The organism is Kribbella sp. NPDC000426 (genome assembly GCF_040300265.1).
Lineage (GTDB): Bacteria > Actinomycetota > Actinomycetes > Propionibacteriales > Kribbellaceae > Kribbella.
The window spans coordinates 569,171-593,231 of record NZ_JBEPDK010000004.1 but is presented as its reverse complement, the minus strand read 5'-3'; the positions used below and the strand labels follow the sequence as shown (position 1 = coordinate 593,231).

At 69.3% G+C, this 24,061-nt stretch carries 25 protein-coding genes and 1 pseudogene; 12 read left to right on the top strand and 14 right to left on the bottom strand.

All coding sequences use genetic code 11. The features are described from left to right. The first annotated feature begins 183 nt into the window (after positions 1–183). Positions 184–726, top strand: coding sequence for a hypothetical protein (locus tag ABT313_RS22070; RefSeq protein WP_350856745.1), 543 nt, complete (start codon positions 184–186; stop codon positions 724–726). Between the two features lie 216 nt (positions 727–942). Here the strand turns inward: ABT313_RS22070 and ABT313_RS22065 are convergent, their stop codons facing one another. The 3 genes from ABT313_RS22065 to ABT313_RS22055 form a co-directional block, all read right to left on the bottom strand. After that, positions 943–1,602, bottom strand: a complete 660-nt coding sequence (locus tag ABT313_RS22065) for an O-methyltransferase (RefSeq protein ID WP_350856742.1) — start codon at positions 1,600–1,602, stop codon at positions 943–945. Between the two features lie 106 nt (positions 1,603–1,708). Beyond that, positions 1,709–2,383 (bottom strand): class I SAM-dependent methyltransferase, encoded by a 675-nt coding sequence (locus tag ABT313_RS22060; protein WP_350856740.1) that lies wholly within the window; start codon positions 2,381–2,383, stop codon positions 1,709–1,711. Continuing rightward, positions 2,376–3,932, bottom strand: a complete 1,557-nt coding sequence (locus ABT313_RS22055) for an ATP-dependent DNA ligase (protein ID WP_350856737.1) — start codon at positions 3,930–3,932, stop codon at positions 2,376–2,378. Before ABT313_RS22055 ends, ABT313_RS22060 begins: the two co-directional genes overlap by 8 nt. Before the next feature lie 105 nt (positions 3,933–4,037). On the opposite strand from ABT313_RS22055, the gene ABT313_RS22050 reads away from it, so the two are divergent. Then, positions 4,038–4,952: a hypothetical protein gene (locus ABT313_RS22050; protein WP_350856734.1), complete on the top strand. Its 915-nt coding sequence runs from the start codon at positions 4,038–4,040 to the stop codon at positions 4,950–4,952. A gap of 3 nt (positions 4,953–4,955) precedes the next feature. On the opposite strand, the gene ABT313_RS22045 is transcribed toward ABT313_RS22050, so the two are convergent. After that, positions 4,956–5,918 carry a Dyp-type peroxidase gene (locus ABT313_RS22045; protein ID WP_350856731.1) on the bottom strand — a complete coding sequence of 321 codons (963 nt, stop codon included), beginning with the start codon at positions 5,916–5,918 and terminating at the stop codon, positions 4,956–4,958. A 55-nt stretch (positions 5,919–5,973) separates the two neighbouring features. Here ABT313_RS22045 and ABT313_RS22040 point away from each other — a divergent pair, with 55 nt between their 5' ends. Next, positions 5,974–7,125: a CPBP family intramembrane glutamic endopeptidase gene (locus tag ABT313_RS22040; RefSeq protein ID WP_350856728.1), complete on the top strand. Its 1,152-nt coding sequence runs from the start codon at positions 5,974–5,976 to the stop codon at positions 7,123–7,125. A gap of 52 nt (positions 7,126–7,177) precedes the next feature. Beyond that, on the top strand, positions 7,178–7,882 hold the full coding sequence (locus tag ABT313_RS22035; protein ID WP_350856725.1) for an HAD family hydrolase: 705 nt from the start codon (positions 7,178–7,180) through the stop codon (positions 7,880–7,882). Positions 7,883–7,964: 82 nt separating this feature from the next. Here the strand turns inward: ABT313_RS22035 and ABT313_RS22030 are convergent, their stop codons facing one another. From ABT313_RS22030 to ABT313_RS22000, 7 genes and pseudogenes are all read right to left on the bottom strand, one after another. Beyond that, entirely contained in the window at positions 7,965–8,846 is an 882-nt protein-coding gene (locus tag ABT313_RS22030; protein WP_502884016.1) for a sigma-70 family RNA polymerase sigma factor, read from the bottom strand. Then, positions 8,818–8,886 (bottom strand): annotated as a pseudogene (locus ABT313_RS44750) (hypothetical protein); the annotation flags it as partial. The pseudogene ABT313_RS44750 and the gene ABT313_RS22030, both read right to left, overlap by 29 nt. A gap of 306 nt (positions 8,887–9,192) precedes the next feature. Further along, positions 9,193–11,274 carry a S9 family peptidase gene (locus ABT313_RS22020; RefSeq protein WP_350856722.1) on the bottom strand — a complete coding sequence of 694 codons (2,082 nt, stop codon included), beginning with the start codon at positions 11,272–11,274 and terminating at the stop codon, positions 9,193–9,195. A 32-nt stretch (positions 11,275–11,306) separates the two neighbouring features. Further along, on the bottom strand, positions 11,307–12,008 hold the full coding sequence (locus ABT313_RS22015; protein WP_350856719.1) for an alpha/beta hydrolase family protein: 702 nt from the start codon (positions 12,006–12,008) through the stop codon (positions 11,307–11,309). Between the two features lie 25 nt (positions 12,009–12,033). Continuing rightward, positions 12,034–12,837 carry an exodeoxyribonuclease III gene (locus ABT313_RS22010; protein WP_350856716.1) on the bottom strand — a complete coding sequence of 268 codons (804 nt, stop codon included), beginning with the start codon at positions 12,835–12,837 and terminating at the stop codon, positions 12,034–12,036. A 9-nt stretch (positions 12,838–12,846) separates the two neighbouring features. Further along, complete coding sequence (locus ABT313_RS22005) at positions 12,847–13,329, bottom strand: hypothetical protein (protein WP_350856712.1); 483 nt, start codon at positions 13,327–13,329, stop codon at positions 12,847–12,849. A 6-nt stretch (positions 13,330–13,335) separates the two neighbouring features. Further along, positions 13,336–13,926 carry a TetR/AcrR family transcriptional regulator gene (locus tag ABT313_RS22000; RefSeq protein ID WP_350856709.1) on the bottom strand — a complete coding sequence of 197 codons (591 nt, stop codon included), beginning with the start codon at positions 13,924–13,926 and terminating at the stop codon, positions 13,336–13,338. 73 nt (positions 13,927–13,999) lie between these two features. Here ABT313_RS22000 and ABT313_RS21995 point away from each other — a divergent pair, with 73 nt between their 5' ends. Genes ABT313_RS21995 through ABT313_RS21975 form a run of 5 tightly spaced genes read left to right on the top strand, consistent with a single transcriptional unit; the run spans position 14,000 to position 17,971 of the window. Continuing rightward, on the top strand, positions 14,000–14,893 hold the full coding sequence (locus ABT313_RS21995) for an SDR family oxidoreductase (protein WP_350856706.1): 894 nt from the start codon (positions 14,000–14,002) through the stop codon (positions 14,891–14,893). Continuing rightward, positions 14,890–16,026 (top strand): saccharopine dehydrogenase family protein, encoded by a 1,137-nt coding sequence (locus ABT313_RS21990; RefSeq protein WP_350856703.1) that lies wholly within the window; start codon positions 14,890–14,892, stop codon positions 16,024–16,026. The genes ABT313_RS21995 and ABT313_RS21990 overlap by 4 nt, the downstream gene beginning before the upstream one ends. Next, positions 15,998–16,852: an alpha/beta fold hydrolase gene (locus tag ABT313_RS21985; RefSeq protein WP_350856700.1), complete on the top strand. Its 855-nt coding sequence runs from the start codon at positions 15,998–16,000 to the stop codon at positions 16,850–16,852. Before ABT313_RS21990 ends, ABT313_RS21985 begins: the two co-directional genes overlap by 29 nt. Beyond that, entirely contained in the window at positions 16,849–17,241 is a 393-nt protein-coding gene (locus ABT313_RS21980) for a YccF domain-containing protein (RefSeq protein ID WP_350856697.1), read from the top strand. Before ABT313_RS21985 ends, ABT313_RS21980 begins: the two co-directional genes overlap by 4 nt. Positions 17,242–17,248: 7 nt before the next feature. Further along, entirely contained in the window at positions 17,249–17,971 is a 723-nt protein-coding gene (locus ABT313_RS21975) for an MBL fold metallo-hydrolase (RefSeq protein ID WP_350856695.1), read from the top strand. 6 nt (positions 17,972–17,977) lie between these two features. Here ABT313_RS21975 and ABT313_RS21970 read toward each other — a convergent pair whose 3' ends face one another. Then, entirely contained in the window at positions 17,978–18,493 is a 516-nt protein-coding gene (locus tag ABT313_RS21970; protein WP_350856692.1) for a hemerythrin domain-containing protein, read from the bottom strand. 51 nt (positions 18,494–18,544) lie between these two features. Here ABT313_RS21970 and ddaH point away from each other — a divergent pair, with 51 nt between their 5' ends. Further along, positions 18,545–19,306, top strand: a complete 762-nt coding sequence (gene ddaH, locus ABT313_RS21965; RefSeq protein ID WP_350856689.1) for a dimethylargininase — start codon at positions 18,545–18,547, stop codon at positions 19,304–19,306. Here the strand turns inward: ddaH and ABT313_RS21960 are convergent. After that, positions 19,275–20,210 (bottom strand): tetratricopeptide repeat protein, encoded by a 936-nt coding sequence (locus ABT313_RS21960; protein ID WP_350856686.1) that lies wholly within the window; start codon positions 20,208–20,210, stop codon positions 19,275–19,277. The two genes, ddaH and ABT313_RS21960, sit on opposite strands and share 32 nt — an antisense overlap. Continuing rightward, positions 20,203–21,570: a DNA polymerase IV gene (locus ABT313_RS21955; RefSeq protein ID WP_350856684.1), complete on the bottom strand. Its 1,368-nt coding sequence runs from the start codon at positions 21,568–21,570 to the stop codon at positions 20,203–20,205. The genes ABT313_RS21960 and ABT313_RS21955 overlap by 8 nt, the downstream gene beginning before the upstream one ends. Before the next feature lie 37 nt (positions 21,571–21,607). Between ABT313_RS21955 and ABT313_RS21950 the strand changes: the two genes are divergently transcribed. Together ABT313_RS21950 and ABT313_RS21945 are read left to right on the top strand one after the other, a co-directional pair. Then, the gene (locus ABT313_RS21950; RefSeq protein WP_350856682.1) at positions 21,608–22,369 is read left to right on the top strand and encodes an MBL fold metallo-hydrolase; all 762 of its coding nucleotides are present in this window, start codon (positions 21,608–21,610) and stop codon (positions 22,367–22,369) included. Positions 22,370–22,445: 76 nt separating this feature from the next. Continuing rightward, the gene (locus tag ABT313_RS21945; RefSeq protein ID WP_350856679.1) at positions 22,446–23,924 is read left to right on the top strand and encodes a glutamate-cysteine ligase family protein; all 1,479 of its coding nucleotides are present in this window, start codon (positions 22,446–22,448) and stop codon (positions 23,922–23,924) included. Positions 23,925–24,061: the final 137 nt, after the last annotated feature.

Below are 24,061 nucleotides of genomic sequence, written 5' to 3'. Positions count from 1 at the left end.
CAACCGCAGCCCTCCGAGCCCGCTCCACCAGCTCCGGCAACTCATCCATCCGAACCCCCAGCCGTCCTGACGATTGCACCAAACCTCACACCATAGATCGCCCCGCGGCCACCAGCACCCGCCGCTCGTCTGTCACCGGGGAGTACGGCGACATGCTGGTGTCGAGGTACTGACGCGCCCAGCGTGAAAGCTCGTACTACGGACGCGCAGGGCGACCCGGAGTACAGCAGCTGCGGCGACGTACGGCGCCGTGCGCCCGCGACGGCGTCTGTACCGGCCGGCGCCCGATGCGGCGACCTGCTAGCCACGCCGCAGCCGCACATGTCTGCCTACGACGCCAACCGGTGGGCGGCACCGTCTGTGCCCGGGAAGCGCCGTGTACGACGCCTTGTCGGCATCCCGGCATCCCGGCATCCCGGCATCCCGGCAGCCGCGCACGCCGCCGTGCGCCAGCTGGCCTACGGCGATCACGCTTCAGGTGTGGAAGCCCGTACTCCAGAGGGGCGGGCGACCGAAGTACTGCAGGCATGCGACGCACCGGCGTACCACGCCTGCCGTGCGCCTGCGCCTGTGCCGGGGGAGCCCGCCGGGTACGGCGACCTGCTTGGGTCGCGGCGAGCGCGGATGCCGTCGTACGACCGACCCCCAGGCTGGGGTTCTGCGATCACGCGCCTGGTGCCGAGCGTTGTACCGCGGACGGCCGCCAACCAGGAGTGGTGGATGTAGGGCGACGCGCCGGCGTACGACGCCTGCCGTGTGTCTGCGTCTGTGCCGGGGGAGCTCGTCGGGTACGGCGACCTGCTTGCGACGTGGCGAGCGCGGATGCCGCCGTACGACGGACACCGGCTCGCGTACTCCGCGGACACGGCCGTCGTGGAGCCTCGTACTGCGGCCGGGCTGCGGACCGCGAGTTCTAGATGTACGGCGACATACGGGCGTAGGTCAGCGGCCGCGCATGCCGTCATACGACGGATATCCCGGCCGGGGTACGGCGACAACACGCCTGGTGCCGAGCGTTGTACCGCGGCCAACCCGGAGTGTTGGATATGCGGCGACGTACCGGCCTACGACGCCTGCCGTGCGCCTGTGCCGGGGGAGCCCCGCCGGGTACGGCGACCTGCTTGCGACGTGGCGAGCGCGGATGCCGTCGTACGACGGACAGCGGCTGGCGTACTCCGCGGACACGGCCGTCGTGGAGCGTCGTACTGCGGCCGGGCTGCGGACCGCGAGTTCTAGATGCACGGCGACATACGGGCGTAGGTCAGCGGCCGCGCATGCCGTCGTACGACGGATATCCCGGCCGGTGTACGGCGACAACACGCCTGGTGCCGAGCGTCGTCCCGCCAACCCGGAGTGGTGGATGTACGGCGGATCCGCGGGCAATGCCTGGACCGGCGTCACGTCGTCGAACACGACCCGCCGGGCGATCTTCAGCAGTCCGACCTCTTCCACACTCGCCCTGCCGTCCACGAACAGGAGATCGAACGGCGGCCGCCGCGCCAACTCGTCGTACGAGTCGCCGTGTATCACCTCGACCCGGTCCTGATCGGCGAACACCCGTTGAGCCGCCGCGACCCGGACCGGATCCAGCTCGACCCTCACGAGCCGGCAGCCCACAGGAGGTGAGGACGAGCAAGGCGAGGGGATGTCCGTTGCTGTGTCCGTGCTGGGTGCCTGCTGCGGTGAGGCCCCGCGCCTCGTGCCGGGGCTAGTCGCGCAGGTACTCGGCTCGCCAGCGGAGGATGGTGGGGTCGCTCGGGCTGGGGGCCTGGTCGAGTTGGATCAGGTGGAGGTCGGGAGCGGTGAAGGACTGGATCGTGGCGCGGGTGAGGGGCCACGGCGGGCCTTCGACCTCGTCGTCGGGTTGGTCGTCGGGGCGCGCGGCGGCGATGACCAGCAGGGTGCCGCCGGGGGCGACGAGTTCGGTGACCTGCTTGACCGCGTCGGGCTGGAGGTGGATCGGGAGCGCCTGGACCGTGTAGATCTCGACGACCAGGTCGAAGGCGCGATGCCAGTCGGTCGGCGGAGCCAGCAGGTCGGCGACGATGTAGTGCGCCTTGGAGTCCGGGTGGTTGCGGTGAGCTGTCGCGATCGCCGTGGGGGAGATGTCGAACGCGGTCGTGTCGTACCCGCGGTCGACGACCAGCTCGGCGTCCCACCCGGTCCCGGCGCCGACGACCAAGGCTGTCTTGCCGGTGCCGTCGGGCTGCGACTCGTCGACCCAGTCGATCAATTGCTGATGCGCCGTACCGCGGTCCCACGGGACGACGGCTGATCCTTCGGCGGCCGCGGCGTACAGCTGCTCGAACCAGCCGGTCGCGTCGTCGCGGCCGATCGACTCGCGGGCGATCCGCCGGGAGACGACATCGGGATCCTCACTCATCAGCTGGGCCTTCTTCCGCCAGATCTGGACCGGCGTGGATCGCACGCACGGTCTGCACCGTATCAACGTCAGCCGGCCGCTTGTCCTCGCGATAACGAATCACCCGGGCGAACCGCAACGCCATCCCGGCCGGGTAGCGAGGCGACGTCTGCACGCCGTCGAACGCGATCTCGACGACCACCTCCGGACGCAGATAGACAGCCCAGTCGTCCCGCCGTACGGCGAGCTCCTGGAAGCGCTCGGTCTGCCACCGCAGGAGCTCGTCCGTCAGCCCCTTGAACGTCTTCCCGAGCATGACGAACTCGCCCGTCTCCTCGTCGCGCGCGCCGAGATGCAGGTTCGACAACCAGCCGGTCCGTCGCCCATGACCCCACTCCGCCGCGAGGACGAGCAGATCGAGCGTGTGCGTCTGCTTGACCTTCACCCAACCCGACCCGCGCCGGCCGGCCTCGTACGGCACGGTCAACGACTTCACCATCACGCCCTCATGACCGCGCCGCACCGCGTCCGCGAAGAAGGCCTGCCCGGCCTCGGCATCGTCGGTCACGAGCCGCGGCACCCTTCGCTCCTGCGGCACCAGCTTCGAGAGCCACTCATGCCGCTCTGCTCCGTCGAGCCCGAGCAGGTCCTGACCGTCCCGATGCAGGATGTCGAAGAAGTACGGCGTGAGCGGCATCGACTCCGGCCCTGTCGCCGCCCGCGTCGCCGTCCGCGAGCCGGTGACCTGGAACGGCTCCGGCCGACCATCGGGCCGCAGCGCGATCAGCTCGCCGTCGAGCACGACCTGCTCCGCATCGAGGGCGAGCACCGCGCCGACCACCTCGGGCACCCGCGTGGTGATGTCGTCGAGCGTCCGGGTGTAGACGACCACCTCGTCGCCCTTCCGATGCACCTGGATCCGGATCCCGTCGAGCTTCCACTCGAGGGCGGCCGGCGTGCCCGTCTTCGTCAGTGCCTCGGCGACCGTGGTCGCCGACTGCGCCAGCATCGGCTGCACCCCACGCCCGACCTCGAGCCCGAACTGCGCGAGCCCGGCCTCGCCCTCGGTCAGCACGGCGACGGCGACCGGCGCGGCCGCCCCGCGCAACATCGCCGCGGCCCGGATCTTGTCCAACGGGATCCCGGTCGCCCGCGCGACCGCGTCTGCCATCACGCCGTCGAGTGCCCCCTGACGCAACTCGCCGCCCACGAGCTGGCGCAGGAACCACTGCTCGTCCGCCGTCGCCCGCGAGAACAGCGCGTCCACGGCCTCCCGCCGCCGGGCCTGCACGCCGGTGCCCGACATCTCGGCCAGCTCCGCGAACGCGCGGTCGACCTCCTCGACGGTCAGCGCCGGCTCGGCCGCCGGCTCCGGAGCGTCCATGAGTGTCCGCCAGCCGACCCCGGTCCGGCGCTGCCGCAGCTCGCCGGACAGGTACGTCACGACGATCTCGATCTCGGCCGGTTCGGTGGCCTTGGACAACAATCCGGCGATGAACTCCGCCTTCTTCAGCCGCGACCGGGTCCCGGCCAGCGCGGCCGATGTGGTGACCACCTCGGAGAGCAACATGGATCCAGTCTGGCCCATGCCACCGACAGGTTGGATTGCACAACTTTCGAAGTGACGCCGGCATCAAGCTGAGTGAGCGAAACTTAGCACCGAAGGGGGAATGACATGCGAAAGATGATTGCGGCAGCGGCCGGGCTGCTCCTGGCCGGACCTCTCCTCACAACCATGAGCCCGGCCCAGGCGGCTCCGGCCGCCAACAGCTGTTATGTGCAGTCCGGCGGGATCACTACCGGCAACGACTCGGTCGACCGCTACGTCAACTCGACCTCGCCGATCACGGTGAAGCCGGTGGACGTGATGGCCAAGAACCCGTTCGGCAGCCTGCCGATCTCGCTCAGCACGCAGTGGACATGGGACGACGACTTCGGCGACGAGATGTCGCTCGACGGCCACATCGTCAGCGGCGACGCTATGTACCAGGCGCACCAATGGGTCCAGAAGGGCACCGGCGGCAAGGTCGTGAGCAGCAGCCTGGTCAAGATCGGGAGCGGCTGGAGCGCCTTCCGGACCCTGACACAGTCGTGGTCCCTCGAGACCAGCGGCTGGCGGGTGTACGCACTGCGGGGCGACGGCTCGCTGTTCCGCTGGAACCTCAGCCCGCAGAACAACGGCACCGAGGTCTGGCACGCGGCGGGCTCGTACCCCGGCTTCTCGGCCGTCAAGGCGGTCACGCTGCTCAGCCGGACGCCGACGTACGACAGCCTGCTGGCGACGACGTGGGGCGGTGCGCTCTACTCGATCCGCATCCCGCTGAGCTCGCCGATGAAGCCGATCGTGACCCCGCTACGGACCCGGACGTGGGGCAGCTTCGAGCGACTCCTGACCGCCCGCTGCGGCAACTACGGCACACTGCTGCTCGGCATCGACAAGGACACCGGCGCGGGCTACTTGTACGCCGTCGGCCACGCCAACGGGACCGCGACCGTGATCAACTCGCTCGGCAAGGTCCCGGCGACCTTCGACGACCGGATCGACTTCAGCTGGGGCAGCGTCGTCGACGCCCCGCTGAACGGCGACTGACCCTCAGGGCGCCGGCGGAAGGTCGTCGAGGAAGTCCGACGTCGGCGTGAAGAACAGGCCACCCGTGACCGCTGTGGAGAAATCGAGCAGCCGGTCATGGGTGCCCTCGGGTACGCCGATGAACATCCGGTGCAGCATCAGCTCCGTCACCGCCGGGCTCTTGGCGTACCCGATGAAGTACGTGCCGAACTCCTGCGTACCGATCGTGCCGAACGGCATGTTGTCGCGCAGGATCTGCAGCTGGTTTCCGTCCTGGTCCTCGATCACGTTGAGCACGATATGCGCGTTGGCCGCCTTCTTCGCGTCCGGGAACTCGATGTCGTCGAGTTTGGTCCGGCCGACCGCGGCCTCCTGCTGCTCGACCGTGAGCGCGTTCCACGCCTTCAGGTTGTGCAGGTACTTCTGCACGATCACGTAGCTGCCGCCGGCGAAGTCCGGATCCTCGTCGCCGATCAGTACGGCGGCCTGTGCGTCGGCGCCGCCCGGGTTCTCGGTGCCGTCGACGAACCCCAGCAGGTCGCGCATCTCGAAGTACTTGAAGCCGTGTACTTCGTCGACGACCGTGGCGGCGCCGTCGAGGACGGTCATGATCTGCCCGGCCAGCTCGAAGCACTGGTCCTGGTGGGCGGCCCGGATGTGGAAGAGCAGGTCACCGGGTGTCGCCGGAGCGTGGTGGGTCGCGCCCTTGAGCTCGACGAACGGGTGCAGCTCCGCGGGCCGCGGACCGCTGAACAGCCGGTCCCAGACATCGGAGCCGATGCTGGTGACGCAGGAGAGGTTGCCGTTCGGCACGCGGAAGCCGACCGAGCGGACGAGACCGCTCAACCGCTCCAGCAGGTCGCGGGTCCGGTCCTCGCCGCCTTCCTCGACCTGGACGACCAGGAAGATGGCCGAGCCGCTGAGCGGCATCAGTACGGACTGCGGCAGTGCATCCGTCGACCTGGATGTTCCCGGATCAGTAACCATCGTGTTCTTCCCTCTATCTGCCCTGGGTGCTTGCCCGATCTTCTAGAGTCCAGTCATGGACCCGCAACAGCCCGGGCCGTCGCCGCACCACCAACCGCAACCGGGCCCATACTCCCAGCCGGGGCAGTACCCACCGCCCCCGCCCCACCCCGGCCCGTACCCGGAGCAGTGGGGAGCGCCGCCTCCGCACCCGCAGCAGTGGGGCGCCCCGCCGCCCCCGTACCCGGTCCAGTACGCCTACCGTGAGCCCCGGATCATCCCCGCCCCGCCGGGTACGCCGTTCCACCGGCTCGCCCGTACGCCGAAGCACGCGTGGTGGCGCCCGATCGTCGGGACGCTGCTGCTCGGCGCCTTCGTCCTGTTCCTGACCACCGGGGTCGTCGTCGCGTGGACGATCGTGCACCGCGTCGTCGCCGGCCCGTTCCCGACGCCGACCGGCACGGACATCTTCCCGAGCGACACCGAGAACCTGGCCGTCACGTTGGTCATGCTCGGCATCCTGACCCCCTGCGTCGGCCTGGCCGCGTGGGTCGTCCAACGCAGGCCGTTCTGGAGCGTCGCCTCGGTCCTGAACAGGATCCGCTGGCGCTGGCTGCTGCTGTGCTGCGTGCCGGCCCTCGGGTACCTCGCGCTGTCGTACGCGATGGGGCTGCTGGTCGACGCGATCTTCCCGCCGGACGACGCGATCGGGAACGACGGCGGATCGTGGATCGGATTCGGCGCGTTCCTTGTTCCGGCGCTGGTGATCCTGTTCCTGGTGCCGTTCCAGTCGGCGGCCGAGGAGTTCATGTTCCGTGGGTGGCTGATCCAGGCGGTCGGCGCCTACGGCCCGGACAACCGCGACGGGAAGGCCGGCTGGGTGCGGGCGGTCTTCCGGTCGCCGTGGCCGGGGATCGTGATCGGCGGCGCAGCGTTCGTGTCGGCGCACGGGTACACCGGGTGGGCGATGGCCGACGTGTTCCTGTTCGCGATCACCGTGGGCTGGCTGACGGTCCGGACCGGGGGACTGGAGGCCGGGATCGCGCTGCACGCGCTGAACAACCTGCTCGCCTTTCTGTTGCCTGCGGCAACTGGTCAGCTGTCCGGCTGGGACGAGCAGGGCGGCGCGCCGTGGACGCTGCTGGCCTCGGACATCCCGTGCCTGGCGTTCTACGCGTTCGCGATCACCTGGCTGGCCAAGCGGCGGCAGGTCGCGACGGTGAGCTGAACGGCTGAAATACAGACGAGAACTGTCGGTCGGCTCTGGCAGGCTGTGCCGGGTGACGAACGCGAAGATCGAAGCCGTCCTGTTCGACTGGGGCGGCACATTGGCAACCTGGCACGACGTCGACCTGCGGGAGACCTGGCGGGCCGTCGCCGCGGTGCTCGACGAGGCGCAGGCCGACGAGCTCGCAGCCCGGCTGGTGGCCGCCGAGGGGTCGATCTGGCGGCGCTCGCGGGACGAGCATCTCAGCAGCACGCTGGCAGAGGTGTGCACGCTGGCCGAGGTCGTGATGAGCCCGGCGGCCCAGGCGGAGTACGACCGGCAGTGGGACCCGCACACCGAGCTGGAGCCGGACGCGATCGACACCCTGCGGGCGCTCCGTGCGCGCGGGCTGAAGGTGGGCGTGCTGTCGAACACGATCTGGCCGCGGCAGCGGCACGAGGAGATCTTCGTGCGCGACGGCGTACATGAGCTGCTCGACGGCGCGGTCTACACCAGCGAGATCGCGCACACCAAGCCGCACCCGGAGGCGTTCCTGGCGGCGATGCGGGCGGTCGGGGTGTCGGAGCCGGCCAGCTGCCTGTTCGTCGGCGACCGGCTGTTCGACGACGTCTGGGGTGCGCAGAACGTCGGGATGCGGGCCGCGCACCTGCCGCACAGTGCGATCCCGACCGAGCAGATCGGCCACACCGAAGGCACACCGGACGCCACGATCCAGCGCCTCTCGGAGCTGCCCGCGCTGATCGACAGCTGGAACTGACTCCGGAAATACACCCGGACAAACCGAAGGACCCCCGAGCCGGATCGCGGCTCGGGGGTCCTGAGGGGTTTCGGAGTGGGTGTTACGCGGCCAGCGTCGGGTCTGCCATCAGGCGGAGGCGACCCAGCGCCTCGCGCTCGATCTGGCGGACTCGCTCCGCCGAGATGCCGTGCACTGCGCCGATGTCGGCCAGCTTGGCCTGGCGGCCGTCGTGCAGGCCGTAGCGGCGCCGGATCACGTCCGCGGACCGCGGGTCGAGCTGGTCGACCAGACTGAACAGACCCGAGCGGTCGGACGCGTCCGCGACCAGCTGGTCCGGACCCGGCGCGGTCTCGGCCGCGATCAGGTCACCCAGCGAGGTCTCGCCCTCGTCGTCGACCGGGCTGTTCAGGCTGATGTGGTCCCGGCCGATACGGATCAGTTCGGTGACCCGCTCCTCTTCCAGTCCCAGCTCCAGCGCGATCTCTTCGATCTCCGGCTCACGTCCGAGCTTGCGCTCCAGCGTGCGCCGCGCCGACCCGATCTGGTTCAGCTGCTCCACCACGTGCACCGGCAGCCGGACCACCCGGGCCTGCTGCGCGATACCGCGGGTGATGGCCTGCCGCACCCACCAGGTCGCGTACGTCGAGAACTTGAAACCCTTCCGGTAGTCGAACTTCTCCACCGCGCGGATCAGTCCCGTGTTGCCCTCCTGGACCAGGTCCAGCAGCGGCATCTGGGACCGCCCGTACCGGCGGGCGATCGACACCACGAGCCGGAGGTTCGCGGTCACGAACCGCTGCTGCGCGGCGCGGCCGGCATCGGCCAGCCACTCCAGCTCCTCCTCCGTCGCATATTTGGGCGCTCCGCCCTTCTTACGTCCAACCCGCCCCTCGGCCAGCAGTTGCTCCGCAAGGAGTCCTGCCTCGACCGTCTCAGCGAGCTCGACCTCTTCCTCAGCCGTCAGCAAAGGAGTCCGCGCGATCTCTTCGAGGTAGAGACCTACACTGTCCTTGCCGTCGATACCGTCGTCCGTGGACCGGACACGAGCCATGCGAGCCACCGAAACTCCCTTCGTCGTTACATGGAGAGCAACGCTCGAGTAGGGTTCAAGATTCCAGGACGAGTGTGTAAACACCCTGAACGTTCCCTGAGAGTTCCCGGCAGCAATCGCCGCCTGGAAACCGTTGTCCTGTCGGTACCCGCCGCTATTCGGGGCAACCCGCCGATTCGAAGCTGAGAATCGGTACAGAAATCAGTCGTGAAAGTGCCCCCGGATGTGTTGCACAACACACGTCCGGGGGCACTTATTCCCACCACGTCCCACTGCGTCAGCTCAGGCCGAGCGTGTCCAGCTCCCAGGCCAGTGAGAACGCGACCTCGCGCCAGGCGTCGTACCGCCCGCTGCGGCCGCCGTGGCCGGCTTCCATTTCGGTCTTCAGCAGTACGTCGGCGTCGCCGGCCGCCGTCGCGCGGAGTTTCGCCACCCACTTCGCCGGCTCGACGAAGAACACCCGGGTGTCGTTCAGGCTGGTGATCGCCAGGATGCGCGGATAGCGCTGCGCGGCAACGTTTTCGTACGGCGAGTAGGACTTCATGTACTCGTAGACGGCTTTGTCCTCGAGCGGATTACCCCATTCCTCCCACTCGATCACGGTGAGCGGCAGCGACGGGTCGAGGATCGTGGTCAGCGCGTCGACGAACGGGACCTCCGCGACGATTCCGCCGAACGCCTCCGGCGCGAGGTTCGCGACCGCGCCCATCAGCAGACCGCCGGCGCTGCCGCCCTGGGCGACGATCCGTTCCGGCCTGGTCCAGCCGGCCTGCACCAGGTGTTCCGCGGCCGCGATGAAGTCGGTGAACGTGTTCCGCTTGGTGAGCATCTTGCCGTCGTCGTACCAGTGCCGGCCGAGCTCACCGCCGCCGCGCACGTGCGCGATCGCGAACACCACGCCACGGTCGAGCAGCGACAGTCGCGGGATCGAGAACCACGGGTCCATCGACGACTCGTACGAGCCGTAGCCGTACAGCACGACCGGCGCGTTCCCGTCCTTCGCGACGTCCTTGCGCGCGACCATCGAGATCGGCACCCGCGTCCCGTCCGGGGCCGTCGCCCACTCGCGGTACTGCGTGTACGCGGTCAGGTCCACGCCGCCGAGGACAGGCTGCTGCTTCAGCAGCCGACGCTCGCCGGTCGCGACGTCCACGTCGTACGTCGAACCCGGCGTGACCAGGGACGTGTACCCGAACCGGTACCGGGTCTCGTGCCACTCGTCGTTGCGGCCGGGGGAGACCGTGTGGATCGGCTCGTCGAACTCCAGCACCTCGGGCGTGCCGAACGCGCCCCCGGTACGGCGCATGATCGCCAACTCGGTCAGCGCGTCGCGGCGCCGGTACAGGATCACGTGGTCGGCGAACGCGTCCGCGCCGAGCAGCCGGCTGTTCTTGTCGCCTTCGATCAGCGTCGTCCACTCGCCGGGGGAGTCCAGCGAAGCGGAGGCGAGGGAGAAGTTTGTGGCGTCCGCGTTGTGGGTGATCAGCAGCTGGTCGCCGGCGTGCTCGACGTCGTACTCGACGCCCTCGCGCCGCGGCGCGACCACGACGGCCTCGCCGGTCGGGTCGTTGGCGTCGAGCAGCCAGACCTCGCTGGTCAGCTTGCTGCCGAGCGCGATCATGATCGCCTGCTCGTTGCGGGTCAGGTCGACACCGACCCAGAACCGCTCGTCCGGCTCCTCCATGACGAGCACGTCGTCGGTCGCACCGAGTGTGTGTCGCCAGACCTGGTACGGGCGCCAGGCGTCGTCGACCTTGGTGTAGAAGATCGTCGAGCCGTCCGCGGACCAGGCCGAGCCGTAGTGCACCTCGGGCAGCTCGTCGGACAGCAGCTCGCCGGTGGCCAGATCCTTGATCCGCAACGTGAAGCGCTCGTCGCCCTTGAGGTCGACGGAGTACGCGAGCAGACGGCCGTCGGGGGAGACGTCGACGGTGCCGAGCGAGAAGAACTCGGAGTCGCCGGCCACCTCGTTCCCGTCCAGAATCACCTCTTCGCCGGCGATCTCGCCGTCGGTCGCGGGCGGCTGGTCGCCGTCCACCTTGACCCGGCAGTGCAGCGAGTACTGCCGGCCCTCGATCGTGCGCGAGTAGTACCAGTACCCGCCACGTCGCGCCGGGACGCTCAGGTCGGTCTGCAGCGTCCGGTCCGAGATCTCCCGGAAGATTGCCTCACGCAACGATTCCAGATGCGCCGTGCGCGCCTCGGTGTACGCGTTCTCGGCCCGCAGGTACCCCAGTACCTCGCCGTCGCTCTTGTCCCGCAACCACTCGTAGTCGTCGACGAACACGTCGCCGTGATGCACCCGCTCGACCGGCTTGCGGGCAGCAACCGGCGGCGTAACAGCTGAACTCTCGGACATGCCGCGAGACTACCCGCGCGACACTGCGACGGCTAAGCGGATACCGCCGCGCCGACCGCGGCCAGTGCGGCGCCGAGCGCCTGTCGTGACTCGTCGGTGTGATCGAGTACGTCGAAGCCGTGGCGACCGTTCGGCGCCTCGATCACCTCGAGCCGCACACCCGCCGCCCGCGCGGCCTCGATGAACGGCGGCTGCGTCGGCGCGACGTCCGCCAACTCATGTCCCACCACGGTCATCACGATCGGCAGCCCTCGAGCGCCCGCGACCGCGTCGACCGGATGCACACCGCCGATGGTGACAAGCTTGGAGTCGCCCAGCACCGGGTACGTCAGTGCGACACAGCGAAGCCACTCCGGCGGATTCTGCAGGAACGGAGCTGCGAGTGGACTGCCCCCGGAGAAGAACCAGAGCGCGAGCCTGCCGCCGTCGACCCGCGGATGCGTCCGGACGGCCGCGATCGCCTTCGCCAGCGCTGCGTTGGAGCGGTCGTCGTCCGGACGGCCGTCAGGGCTGTGGTCGACGGTAGTGGCGACGCAGCCGCGATCGGCGAGCTGACTGGCGTAGCCCCGGTAGATGTTCCACCCGCTGGGCATCGGTTCGGCGGAGTACGGCACGCCATGGATCAGCAGGACCGCCGGCGCCGGCTCCATGCCGTCCGGAAGGTAGAGCTCGAGGCCTTCGTACGTCGTGTGGGCGACATCCGGGGTGGGCAGGACGAACGCGGGATCAGCCATGCCGTCACCGTAAGCGCGGGCAGGGTTAGAGGTCGTACGTTGCGACGACCGGGGCGTGGTCGCTCCAGCGTTCGGCGTACGTCGGGGCGCGGTGGATGACGCAACTCGTGGCTGCGGACGCCAGCTCGGGGGAGGCGATCTGGTAGTCGATGCGCCAGCCGGCGTCGTTGTCGAACGCCTTGCCGCGCCACGACCACCACGAGTACGGACCGGGTCCGTCGCCGCCGAAGCGGCGGCCGAGGTCGACCCAGCCGGACTCGAACAAGCGGTCCATCCACGCCCGCTCCTCGGGCAGGAAGCCGCTCTTCTTGCGGTTGGCCTTCCAGGCCTTCAGGTCTTCCTCGCGGTGCGCGATGTTGAGGTCGCCGCACATCAGGACGTGCCGGCCGTCGGCGCGCAGTTCGGTCAGGCGGGCCGTGATCGCGTCGAGGAACGCGTACTTCTCCTGCTGCCGCGGCGGCGTCTCGAACTCGCCGGTGAACACATACGTGCTCACCGCGGTCAGCGTCGTTCCGTCGTCCAGTACGACGTCCGCCTCGACCCACCGCCCGGTCCCGGTGAACCGCTCCGGGCCGATCTCGCCGCGCTCGTCCTTGATCGGACGCCTGCTCGCGACCGCGACACCGGCGCGTCCCTTGTGTCCGTCGATCGCGGGCTCGGCGTGCGCGATGTTCCAGTCACCGCCAAGGAGCTCCCGCAGTACGTCGTCGGTCGCCCGCACTTCCTGCATCAGCAACAAGTCCGGGTCCGTGTGGTCCAGCCACGGATGCATCCCGCGCCGGAAGGCGGCCCTGATTCCGTTCACGTTCACCGTGGCAACCGTCAGCACGCGGGAACCTTACCCTCTGTGGTGCCCCGGCTTGACGACCATCAGCACCAGCACGACCAGCCAGAGCAGCGCGAAGATCCCGGACGTCATCGAGAGCAGCTTCGCCTTCGACAGCACCGCACTCCGCTCCTCGGTCGTCCCGCCGACGCCCGCCAGCACACTCGCCTGCGCCGGCCCGATGAGGAACGCGAGCACCAGCGCCGCGGCCAGGGTCAGCACGATCGAGATGATCAGCCACGCCTCGCCCATCATGTCCATGCTGCCGGCCAGCGCGAACCCGAAGACCGGGACCGCGAGGCTCGCCCAGGCGTAGACGTTGGTGATCCGGTGCAGCACCTGCAAGCCACCGGCGTCGGCGTTCTGGCTGTTCTCGGTGTTCTCGGAGGTCAGCGCTCGTTTCGCGATCGACGGGAACATGCTGGTCGCCACGGTGACCGGACCGACGCAGAGGATCGCGGCGAGGATGTGGACCGTCAGGAAGAACTTGTTCATGCCTTCTCACTCGGACGTTGTCGTGAGGATCGCGTCCAGGGACTGCTCGCAGAGGTGTTCGAGGGCTTCCGGCGAGACGGTCGGGTCGTCGATCCATACCAGGAGGGTCTGTTCGACGTAACCCTGCCAGCCGTGGCAGGCGAGCTCGACGACGGGGCTGACCTCGATGCCACGCTCTGCGACCGCGCTGATCACCCACTGGCTGAACACACGGCGCAGATCGGAGTGCAGCGCGCGGATCTCCGGATCGCCGGCAGCCGACATCAACAGCGTGGCGCGGTAGAGCTGCGGAGCTTCGAGTACGGCGCGGACGAACGCGCGGATCCCCGACCGGAGCTGCTCGTCCGGCGGGAGTGACGGGTCGGGGGCGGTCCGCAGCATGACCTCCGCGGCGGCCTCCTCGATGACGGCGTACTGGAACTTCTTCTTCGAGCCGAAGTAGTGGAACAGCAGCGCGGGGGAGACGCCGGCCTCCGCGGCGACCAGCTCGACCGTCAGCTCGCGGTGCGGGTCCGCGAGCAGCACCTGGCGCGCCGCGGCGAGGATCTGCGCCCGCCGCTCGTCGGGGCGCAACCTGGCGGAAGAAGTCTGGCTCATACCGCCAGTCTATTGAGTAAATGGTCAACAAGCACTTACTGTTGAGTATCTGCTCAACAAGCTGGAGGTCCAGATGCGTCCGTTGGCCGGTCAAGTCGTCCTGATCACCGGAGCTTCGCGGGGGATCGGCGCCGCGGTGGCCCGGAAGTTGGCGAGCGAGGGCGCGAAACTCGCGCTGGTCGGCCTGGAGCCGCACGAGCTGAAGAAGGTCGCGCAGGACTGCGGCCCGGAGGCCGGCTGGTGGGAGGCCGACGTCTCCGACACCGACTCGCTGCGGACGGCGGTCGAGGGTGTAGTCGAGCGGTACGGCCGGATCGACGTCGTGATGGCGAACGCCGGTATCGCGGCGCCCGGGTTCGCCCGGAGCATGGACCCGGCGACCTGGGAGCGCGTGCTCGAGGTCGACCTGCTGGGCGTGTGGCGGACGACGCACCTGACGTTGCCGTACCTGCTGGAGAGCAAGGGATACCTGCTGCTCGTGTCGTCCCTCGCCGCGATCGTGCACATCCCCGGTCTGTCGGCGTACACCGCGGCGAAGGCCGGTGTCGAGGCGATGGGCGACACCCTGCGGCCGGAGCTGAGGCACCTGGGCGTGCGGGTCGGCGTCGCGCACATGACCTTCGTCGACACCGACATGGTCCGCGGCGCGGACGAGCACCCGGTGTTCGGGAAGGTCCGGACGGGGATGCCGCTGGCGAGCAAGACGTATCCGCTGGACTTCGCGGTGGACAAGTTCGTCGACGGCATCAGGAAGCGCTCGCGAACTGTGCACGTGCCCGGCTGGATCGGCGCGATGAAGGTCGTCCGGTGGGCCGTTCCGCACTTCATCGAGCTCGGTTCGCGGTTCAGCGTCCCGAAGGCGGACGCGGCGGCGCTGGCGGACGTCCAGGCGCGCGGGGCCGCGGCGTCATCGAGGCCGACCGGCGCCGGCGGGCTGGCCGACTCGGAGAAGGCCGCGCACAAGTGAGCCGCGAGTACGACGTCGTCCTGCTCGGCGCGAGCGGCTTCACCGGCGCGCTCAGCGCGGAGTACCTGGACAAGAACGCCCCGGCGAACCTGCGCCGGGCCGTTGCCGGACGCAACAAAGCCAAGCTGGAACGCTTCGGCAAGGACATCCTGCACGCCGACGTGACGGATCCCGCGTCGCTGCGCGCACTCGCCGAGTCGACCAAGGTCGTCGCAACGACGGTCGGGCCCTACATCCAGTACGGCGAACCGCTGGTGGCCGCCTGTGCCGAAGCGGGCACGGACTACCTCGACCTCACCGGTGAGCCCGAGTTCACCGACCGCATGTACGTGCGCTATCACGAGCTCGCGACCCGGACCGGTGCGCGGATCATCCACGCCTGCGGGTTCGACTCGATCCCGTACGACCTGGGCGTGCAGTACACCGTCGAGCAACTGCCGACCGGCGTGCCGATTCACGTGGACGGGCTGTTGCGAGCGGGCGGGCGGCCGTCCGGCGGCACGTTCCACACCGCGATCACCGCGTTCTCGCGGCCGAAGCAGAACCTCGAGGCGCATCGGGCCCGGAAGCAGGCCGAACCGCGCCCGGAGGGACGGAAGGCACGCGCGGTGGCCGGCCGGATCCACCGTCAGCAGGGGTTCTGGGCGGTGCCGCTGCCGACGATCGATCCGCAGATCGTCGGGTACTCCGCGCGGCTGCTCGATCGCTACGGTCCCGACTTCAGGTACTCGCACTACGCGGCCATGGACCGTCTGCCGATGGTTGCCGCAGGCATCGGTGGGGTCGGTCTGCTGATCGCCGGCGCGCAGATCCCGCCGGTGCGGAAGGCGATGCTGAACCGGCTGCAGCCCGGCGACGGGCCGAGCCCGGAGCGGCGGGCGCGGTCGTGGTTCAACGTCCGGTTCGTCGGCCGCGGCGGCGGCAAGCAGGTGATCACCGAGGTCGCCGGCCGCGATCCCGGGTACGACGAGACCGCGAAGATGCTCGGCGAGAGCGCACTGTGCCTCGCCCTCGACGACCTGCCCGAGACGTCCGGCCAGACCACGACGGCCGCCGCCATGGGTCCTGCCCTGCGCGAGCGACTGGTGAAAGCGGGGATGACCTTTGCCACCCTCGAAGTCGACCACTACTAGCCGCGACGGCACCCGTATCGCCCTCTACGACTACGGCAATCCCGACGCCCCAGCCCTCGTCTGCATCCACGGCTACCCGGACAACGGTGCGCTCTGGGAGCCTGTCGCAGAGCGCCTCACCGCCGACTTCCACGTCGTCACGTACGACGTCCGCGGCGCCGGCAACTCCGATCACCCTCGCCGCACCTCCGCCTACGCCGTGACCCGCCTGCAGGACGACTTCGAGGCAGTCCTCGACCACGCCGCGCCCGGGGAGACTGTCCACCTGCTGGCGCACGACTGGGGGTCGATCCAGGCCTGGCAGTTCGTCACCGACCCTGGCCTGCAGACGCGCATCGCCTCGTTCGTCTCCATCTCCGGGCCGTCGCTGGATCACGCCGGCTACTTCCTGCGCCGCCGCAACCGGGCCGTCGTCCGCCAGCTCGTCCACTCCTGGTACATCTTCTACTTTCACCTCCCGTGGCTCCCCGAGCTCGGCTGGCGCAAAGGCTGGGCGCACCGGACCTTCAACCGCCTCGAGCGGCAGCATCCCGACGACGCCAGGTCGATCGGCGACTACCTGAACGGCATGAAGCTGTACCGCGCCAACGTCCTCCCGCACCTGATCCGCCCGGCGCGACGGAGCACCGACGTACCCGTGCTGGCGGTGTCTCCCGACGCGGACCCCTTCGTGACCACCGCCTTGCAGACCGACATCGCGCGCTGGGCGCCGAACCTGACCGTGAAGGTGGTCAGGGGCGGGCACTGGATGCCCCGGAACGATCCCGGACTTGTGGCCGATCTGGTACGGCAACACACCCGTGAGGTGGCAGGCTTGGAAGCATGAAGACGCTTCTCAACCTGATCTGGCTGGTGCTGGCCGGGTTCTGGCTGGCTGTCGGGTACGCGGTCGCCGGCATCATCTGCTGCGTGCTGATCGTGACGATCCCGTTCGGTATCGCGTCGTTCCGGATCGCCGGGTACACGCTGTGGCCGTTCGGCCGGACCGTGGTCGACAAGCCGGGCGCCGGCGCGGGCGCGCTGCTCGGCAACATCATCTGGATCATCTTCGCCGGCTGGTGGCTGGCGCTGGGGCACCTGACCACTGGGATCGCGTTGTGCCTGACGGTCATCGGCATCCCGCTCGGCATCGCGAACTTCAAGCTGATCCCGGTCTCGCTGCTGCCGCTGGGCAAGGAGATCGTGCCGAGCAACCAGCCGTTCGCCACTCGATGACGCCGCTGTGAGGTCGCTGACGGTCCTCGGCTCCTGCGGCGCGTGGCCCGAGGCCGGACGGGCGTGTGCCGGATTCCTGCTGGAGTACGACGGGTTCCGGGTCGTGCTCGACCTCGGGTACGCCGCGTTGCCCCGCCTCCTCGAGCACTGCCCCCGGGGCGAGGTCGATGCCGTGGTCGTCACGCATCAGCACCCGGACCACTGCGTCGACGTCAGCGGCCTGGCCCGGGTGCGGTACTACGAAGCCCCGGACGCTCCGGCCGTTCCGCTGCACTGCACGCCCGGGACTCTCGACGTACTGCGGGCACTCGAACCCAACCCCGACCCGGCCGATGTCTTTGCCGTGCACGATCTCGCGACGACTACGACCATCGGGCCGTTCGACGTGCTACCGGTGGAACTGCCGCACTACAAGACGAATCTCGGAGTCCGGCTGAGCGCGCCGGGAGTGACGGTCTCGTACACCGGGGACAGCGGGCCGTCGCCCGCACTGCAGCGGTTGGCTGAGGGCGCCGATCTGTTCATCGCGGACGCGACGTACCAAGGCGCGTCGGCCAGCGACTACCTGATGACGGCGGCCGAGGCGGCTCGCGGTGCGCGTGGAGCCCGGCGGTTGATGCTGACGCACTTCTGGCCGGGCTCGGACCGATCTGTGTCGGTGCGAGAGGCACGGGAGGAGTTCGACGGCGAGGTCATCGCCGCCGAGGAGGGCCTCGTCGTCAGCCTGTGACGCCGGCTACTTCTTGGCCGCCTCGACGATCTTGCGGACGTTGGCGATCTCGCCGCAGCCGGAGTCGATCAGGCGTCCCCGTTCCGCCGCGAACGGGTCGCCGAGGTCGCGGCGTACCTGGTCGGAGACGTCGGTGCGGGCCGGGTTGAGGACGTCGCGCTCTTCCTCGTCGAGGTGGTGGGTGAGCGCCTCGGACAGCTCGTGCAGCTTCGAGCTGAACTCCTCGCTGCCGGTGTCCTCGACCTCCATCAGCTCGAGCAGCGCCTCGTTGCCCTCGTCGTGCTCGTGCTCGGAGTGCTCGACCTCGTCGGCGTCGATCGCGTCCTTGCGCCGCAGCGTGGGATAGACCTTCGACTCCTCGGCCTCGGCATGGGCGATCAGGACGGTGGCCAGATCGGCGAGCACTGCCTCGCGGTCGCTCCGGACGTCGCGCAGTTCACGCAGCGCCTCCTCGAACCACCGGTGATCGGCCAGGATGATCTCGACCACGTCGCCACCCGTCGCCGGAAGAATCTTCGGCATCCCGTTGTCTCCTCTCTCGGATGCCTCCTGGTACCCGGATAACCTGCGGACATGCCGACAGCCCTCATCCGTCGTCCGAGCCCGCGCCTGGCCGAAGGCCTCGTCACCCACATCGAACGCACCCCGGTCGAGGTCGGCCTCGCGTTCGAGCAGTGGCAGGCGTACGTCGACGCGCTGCACGAGACCGGCTGGACGACGGTCGAGGTGCCGCCGATCGAGGAGTGCCCGGACAGCGCCTTCGTCGAGGACACGATGGTCGTGTACGACGACCTCGCGGTGATCGCCCGCGCCGGTGCGGACGAGCGGCGCGCGGAGGCCGCGGCGGCCGCGGAAACGGTGGCCGCGCAGGGGTACCGGATCCTGCACATCGCCGATCCGGGCACGCTCGACGGCGGCGACGTCCTGAAGATCGGGCCGACGATCTATGTCGGACACGGCGGACGGACGAACGTGGCGGGCATCGAGCAACTGCGCGAGGCGTTCGCGCCGCTCGGTGGCGACGTACGGGCGGTGCCCGTGCAGAAGGTGCTGCACCTGAAGTCGGCGGTGACGGCGCTGCCGGACGGCACGGTGATCGGGTACGAGCCGCTCGTCGACGACCCGTCGGCGTTCGACAGCTTCCGGGCCGTTCCCGAGGAGGCCGGCGCACACGTCGTACTGCTGGGGGAGGACCGGCTGCTGATGGCGGCGTCGGCGCCGCGGTCCGCGGAGTTGTTCGCGGATCTTGGTTACACGCCGGTTGTCGTGGACATCAGCGAGTTCGAGAAGCTCGAAGGATGCGTCACGTGCTTGTCGGTGCGGCTTCGCCGTTGAGCACCTGACGTGCCGCCGCGGCGAGTTGCAGCTCACGCTTCTTCCCGCGGCCGTCGGCGATCTCGCACGCGTCCAGCAGCGCTGCGCGGTAGACGGCAGTGTCCGGATGTCGCGGAGTCGCGTCGCGGACCACCTGGGTGAGCGCTTCGAGCGCCGCCGAGATGTCGCCGCACGCGAGCAGCGCCCGCCCCAGCGCGGCCCGATCGCGCACGACCTGCGGATCCCCGGCCAGCAGGCTGTCCTCGTCGGCAGCAACGATGTCTGCGAGCAGCTGAGCCTCGGACCGCGGCCCGCCGACCATCAGCCGCGCACCGGTCGTTGCCTCGGTCGCGGCCCGGGTCAGCTCGTGATGCGGCCCGAACACCTGCGTCAACTGCGGAGTCACCAGCTCGAACCAGGCGATCGCGCGCCCGTAGTTAGCCGTCGCCAGCAAGCCTTGGGCCACCCGCAGCCGGACCCGCAACGTGGCCGGGTCGTCTGCCGCGAGCACCTTCTCCCGCTCGGTCAGCGCCGACTGGTAGAACGGCAGCGCCTGACCCGGCTCGTGCTGCTCCCAGAACGCCTCGGCCTGCTTGTACGACGGGTCGGCCTCGAGTTCCGGGTACGTTGCGATGGCCGACACCGGCTCCCGCCGTACGACGGTCTGTGCGGGCAGCGTGATCACCTTCCGGCCGACGTACGAGCGCCCGCCGGTCGGGATGATGCGGAACTTGCCGACCTTCGACACCGGCAGCCACAGCACGGTGTGGTAGAGCGTCCGCACCGACGAGCCGCAGTTCTCGCACACGTCGCGGTGGCCGTAGAACCGGCTGCCCATCGGGCCGGCCGTCTCGGCGGCCCACGCCTCCGACGACGCCGTACACGGCGCACAGAACGGGTAGACCCCCCGCCGTTCCTCATTCATTCGAGACATTATCCGGGACATTCTGGTCGGTTTCGGGTCCGTCGTCCTCATCCGCACCGGTGATCCGCACTTTTGTCAGCGCCGGATCGTCGATCGCGAACGTCCGGACCGGCCCCGGCGGGGTGTCGGCGGTCTCGAAGCGGACCGTGACGCGGCCGCGTCCGGAACCCCAGACCCAGCCGCGGCCGTAGTCGGGGTGGGCGACGTCCTGACCCGGATGGAAGCCGATCAGGTCGCGTGGCCGGGCGGGCAGCTCGACGATCTCGACCGGGTCGTCGGCGTGCTCGTCCTCGGTGAACAGGTCGTCCTGGATCCAGTCGGCCAGTGACGAGACGCCTACGCCGAGCAACCGGATGCCGCCGCCGACCTCGCTCTCCTCGAGCAGCCGGCGGGCGACCCGGGCGATCACCCGCGCGTCGTCGGTCGGCCCGGCGAGTGTCGACGAGCGGGTGTGGGTGGTGAAGTCGTGCATCCGCGTCTTCACCGTCACCGTCCGGCCGGACAGCTGGGCCTTCTGCAGCCGCTCGGAGACGCGCAGGGACATCCGGTCGGCGATCGCGACGAGCAGCGAGCGGTCGATGATGTCGGTCTCGAAGGTGTCCTCGACGCTGACCGACTTGGTCTCCCGGTCGCTCACCACCGGCCGGTCGTCGGCCGCGACCGCGAGCCGGTGCAGGCTGGTGCCATGCGCGGATCCGATCTGCCGGACTAGTTCGTCCTCGTCGAGCTGCTGCAGGTCCGCGACGGTCCGAACGCCGACCATGCTCAGCCGCTGCGCGGTCGCCGGACCCACACCGGGGATCACGGTCACCTGCATCGGCGCCAGGAACTCCGCCTCGGTGCCGGCCGGCACGACCACGACGCCGTCCGGCTTGTCGAGGTCGCTGGCGATCTTCGCGATCAGCTTCGACGTACCCGCGCCGACCGAGGCGGTCAGGCCGCCGCTCACCTTCCGGATCGACTCCTTCAGGTCCCGAGCGATCGCCTCGACGTCGTCGACCGTCAGCCCACTGAGCCCGCTCGCCGCCAGGTCGATGAACGCCTCGTCGAGCGACAGCGGCTCGACCAGCGGCGACAACGCGCGCATCTCGGCCATCACGGCCTGGCTGCTCTGCCGGTACACCTCGAAGCGCGGACTGAGGTACGCCGCGTGCGGGCAGCGCGAGCGCGCCTCCGCGGTCGACATCGCCGAACGCACCCCGTACTTGCGGGCCTCGTACGACGCCGTGGACACGACTCCGCGGACGCCGATACCGCCGACGACCACGGGCTTGCCCCGTAGCGACGGCTTGTCCCGCTGCTCGACGGCCGCGAAGAACGCGTCCAGATCGACATGCAGCACCGACGGATCCCCACGCACCTGTCCAGTGTCCCTGCTGTGACCGACAATTCCGGTTATGACGTTTCCCGAGCAGTGGGACGACGGCACCGATCCGTCCACTCCCGCCCACCAGGTCCATTGGTACGACGACCGTACGGCGATCATCCGCCAGGCGCTGCACACCAACTTCGAAGGCCCGTTCCTGTACCTCCTGCTCGGCGACGAACGAGCCCTCCTGCTCGACACCGGCACCGGCCACGCGCCGCTCCGCCCGCTGATCGAGAAGCTCGCGGGGGAGCGGCAGCTCGTCGTCGCGCACACCCACAGCCACGGCGACCACGTCGGCGGCGACGGCGAGTTCGACCAGGTCGTCGGCAAGTCGGCCGAGGAAGTCGCGCAGTACTTCGGCTTCGCCGACTGGCCGGACGGTGTCGTGCAGTTCGACCTGGGCGGGCGGGTGCTCGACATCGTCGCGATCCCAGGGCACCACGCCTCGCACATCGCGGTGTACGACCGGACGGCCCGGCTCCTGTTCAGCGGCGACTCGCTCTACCCGGGCCGCCTGTACGTCTTCGACTGGCCGGCGTTCCGCGCGAGTGTCGCCCGGCTGGCCGAGTTCGTTGCTGATGGCAAGCCCGTCGACTGGGTACTGGGCGCGCACATCGAGATGACCGCCAGGCCCGGCCAGGACTTCGAGATGGGGTCGGACAAGCACCCCGGCGAACACGAGCTCCAGCTGCGTCCCGACGTACTGACGGAGTTGGCCGAGGCGCTGGCCGGGGCGGGAGCCGAACCCGTCCGGATCGAGCGGAAGGATTTCATCGTGTATCCGGTGTGATTCGTCAGGCGGCAGGTGGGCACTTCAGGCAGACTGAAGCCATGCTGTAACCGGGGAGCCACCAGGGGAGGCGCTGATGGGTGAGGAAGTCGACCGGGTCGAGTTCACCCGGGCGGACCGGACCGCGTTCCGGGGTCAGGTCCATCGCAATCTGGACGCCTTCGCGCGGATGCTGCGCGAAGCCCGGTTCGCGCCGGACCGGCCGATGACCGGGATCGAGATCGAGCTGAACCTGGTCGACGAGAAGTGCGACCCGGCGTTCAAGAACACCGAGGTGCTGAGCGCGATCGAGGACGACGCGTTCCAGACCGAGCTCGGCCAGTTCAACATCGAGATCAACGTACCGCCCGGGCAGATCGACGGACTCGGCCTGGACACGATGGAAGCGAGCATCCGGGACAGCCTGAACGCCGCCGAGGACAAGGCTGCCCGGACCGGCTCGTCGATGGTGGTCGTCGGCATCCTGCCGACGCTGCTGACCGAGCACATCCGCCGCGACGCCCTCAGCACCAACCCGCGGTACGCATTGCTCAACGATCAGATCTTCGCGGCCCGCGGCGAGGACGTGCAGATCTCGATCGACGGCGTCGAACGCCTGCAGGTCACCGCGGACAGCATCGTCCCGGAGGCCGCGTGTACGTCGACGCAGTTCCACCTGCAGGTCACGCCGGAGGCCTTCCCGCGGTACTGGAACGCGGCGCAGGCGATCTCCGGCGTACAGCTCGCCGTCGGCGCGAACTCGCCGTTCCTGTTCGGCAAGGAGCTGTTGCGCGAGACCCGGATCGCGTTGTTCGAACAGGCCGCCGACACGCGCACGCACGAGCTCAAGACGCAGGGCGTGCGGCCGCGGGTGTGGTTCGGTGAACGCTGGATCACCTCGATCTTCGACCTGTTCGAGGAGAACTCGCGCTACTACCCGGCCCTGCTGCCGGTGACGTCGGACGAGGATCCGATCGAGGTGCTCGACCGCGGCGACACCCCGGCGCTTTCGGAGTTGCGGCTGCACAACGGGACGATCTACCGCTGGAACCGCCCGGTGTACGACGTTGTCCGGGAGAAGCCCCATCTGCGCGTCGAGAATCGTGTCCTGCCGGCCGGGCCGACGGTCGTCGACACGATCGCCAACGGCGCGTTCTACTTCGGCCTGGTCCGTGCGCTGGCCGACGACGAACGGCCGATCTGGTCGCAGATGTCGTTCAGCGCGGCCGAGGAGAACTTCCACAACGCCGCCCGCAACGGGATCGACGCGGAGGTGTTCTGGCCGGGTGTCGGGACGGCGCGCGCGACCGAGCTGGTGCTCAGACGCCTTCTGCCGTTGGCGGTTCGCGGTCTGGACGCCTGGGGCGTCGACGTGGCGGTCAGGGACCGGCTGCTCGGCATCATCGAGCAGCGCTGCCTCACCAGCCGCAACGGCGCGTCCTGGCAGGCCGACGAGTTCCATCGCCTGTATACAAAGGGCTCGCACGGTCGCAAGGACGCATTGCGCGGGATGCTCCGCCGGTACCGCGACCACATGCACGAGAACACGCCGGTGCACGAATGGCCGGTGGACTGAACCGGTTCGGGCCCGGGACGCACGCACGACAACGTAGGACAGGGAACGACGGAACCCTGGTCCTTCTGACGGAACCCGTTCGATCTTGCCCAGGGCAACGGGGTGGGCCGGTTCAGGCACGAGTTCGATAACGACCC

What these genes read in the sequence shown, in the direction of transcription:
- ABT313_RS21945 (WP_350856679.1), top strand. Translation starts at nt 22,446, where the DNA reads ATGGGTGAGGAAGTCGACCGGGTCGAGTTCACCCGGGCGGACCGGACC.
- ABT313_RS22040 (WP_350856728.1), top strand. Translation starts at nt 5,974, where the DNA reads ATGGACCCGCAACAGCCCGGGCCGTCGCCGCACCACCAACCGCAACCG.
- ABT313_RS22005 (WP_350856712.1), bottom strand. Translation starts at nt 13,329, where the DNA reads ATGAACAAGTTCTTCCTGACGGTCCACATCCTCGCCGCGATCCTCTGC.
- ddaH (WP_350856689.1), top strand. Translation starts at nt 18,545, where the DNA reads ATGCCGACAGCCCTCATCCGTCGTCCGAGCCCGCGCCTGGCCGAAGGC.
- ABT313_RS22060 (WP_350856740.1), bottom strand. Translation starts at nt 2,383, where the DNA reads ATGAGTGAGGATCCCGATGTCGTCTCCCGGCGGATCGCCCGCGAGTCG.
- ABT313_RS22045 (WP_350856731.1), bottom strand. Translation starts at nt 5,918, where the DNA reads ATGGTTACTGATCCGGGAACATCCAGGTCGACGGATGCACTGCCGCAG.
- ABT313_RS22050 (WP_350856734.1), top strand. Translation starts at nt 4,038, where the DNA reads ATGCGAAAGATGATTGCGGCAGCGGCCGGGCTGCTCCTGGCCGGACCT.
- ABT313_RS21960 (WP_350856686.1), bottom strand. Translation starts at nt 20,210, where the DNA reads ATGAATGAGGAACGGCGGGGGGTCTACCCGTTCTGTGCGCCGTGTACG.
- ABT313_RS21980 (WP_350856697.1), top strand. Translation starts at nt 16,849, where the DNA reads ATGAAGACGCTTCTCAACCTGATCTGGCTGGTGCTGGCCGGGTTCTGG.
- ABT313_RS22000 (WP_350856709.1), bottom strand. Translation starts at nt 13,926, where the DNA reads ATGAGCCAGACTTCTTCCGCCAGGTTGCGCCCCGACGAGCGGCGGGCG.
- ABT313_RS21995 (WP_350856706.1), top strand. Translation starts at nt 14,000, where the DNA reads ATGCGTCCGTTGGCCGGTCAAGTCGTCCTGATCACCGGAGCTTCGCGG.
- ABT313_RS21970 (WP_350856692.1), bottom strand. Translation starts at nt 18,493, where the DNA reads ATGCCGAAGATTCTTCCGGCGACGGGTGGCGACGTGGTCGAGATCATC.
- ABT313_RS22020 (WP_350856722.1), bottom strand. Translation starts at nt 11,274, where the DNA reads ATGTCCGAGAGTTCAGCTGTTACGCCGCCGGTTGCTGCCCGCAAGCCG.
- ABT313_RS22055 (WP_350856737.1), bottom strand. Translation starts at nt 3,932, where the DNA reads ATGTTGCTCTCCGAGGTGGTCACCACATCGGCCGCGCTGGCCGGGACC.
- ABT313_RS21950 (WP_350856682.1), top strand. Translation starts at nt 21,608, where the DNA reads ATGACGTTTCCCGAGCAGTGGGACGACGGCACCGATCCGTCCACTCCC.
- ABT313_RS22015 (WP_350856719.1), bottom strand. Translation starts at nt 12,008, where the DNA reads ATGGCTGATCCCGCGTTCGTCCTGCCCACCCCGGATGTCGCCCACACG.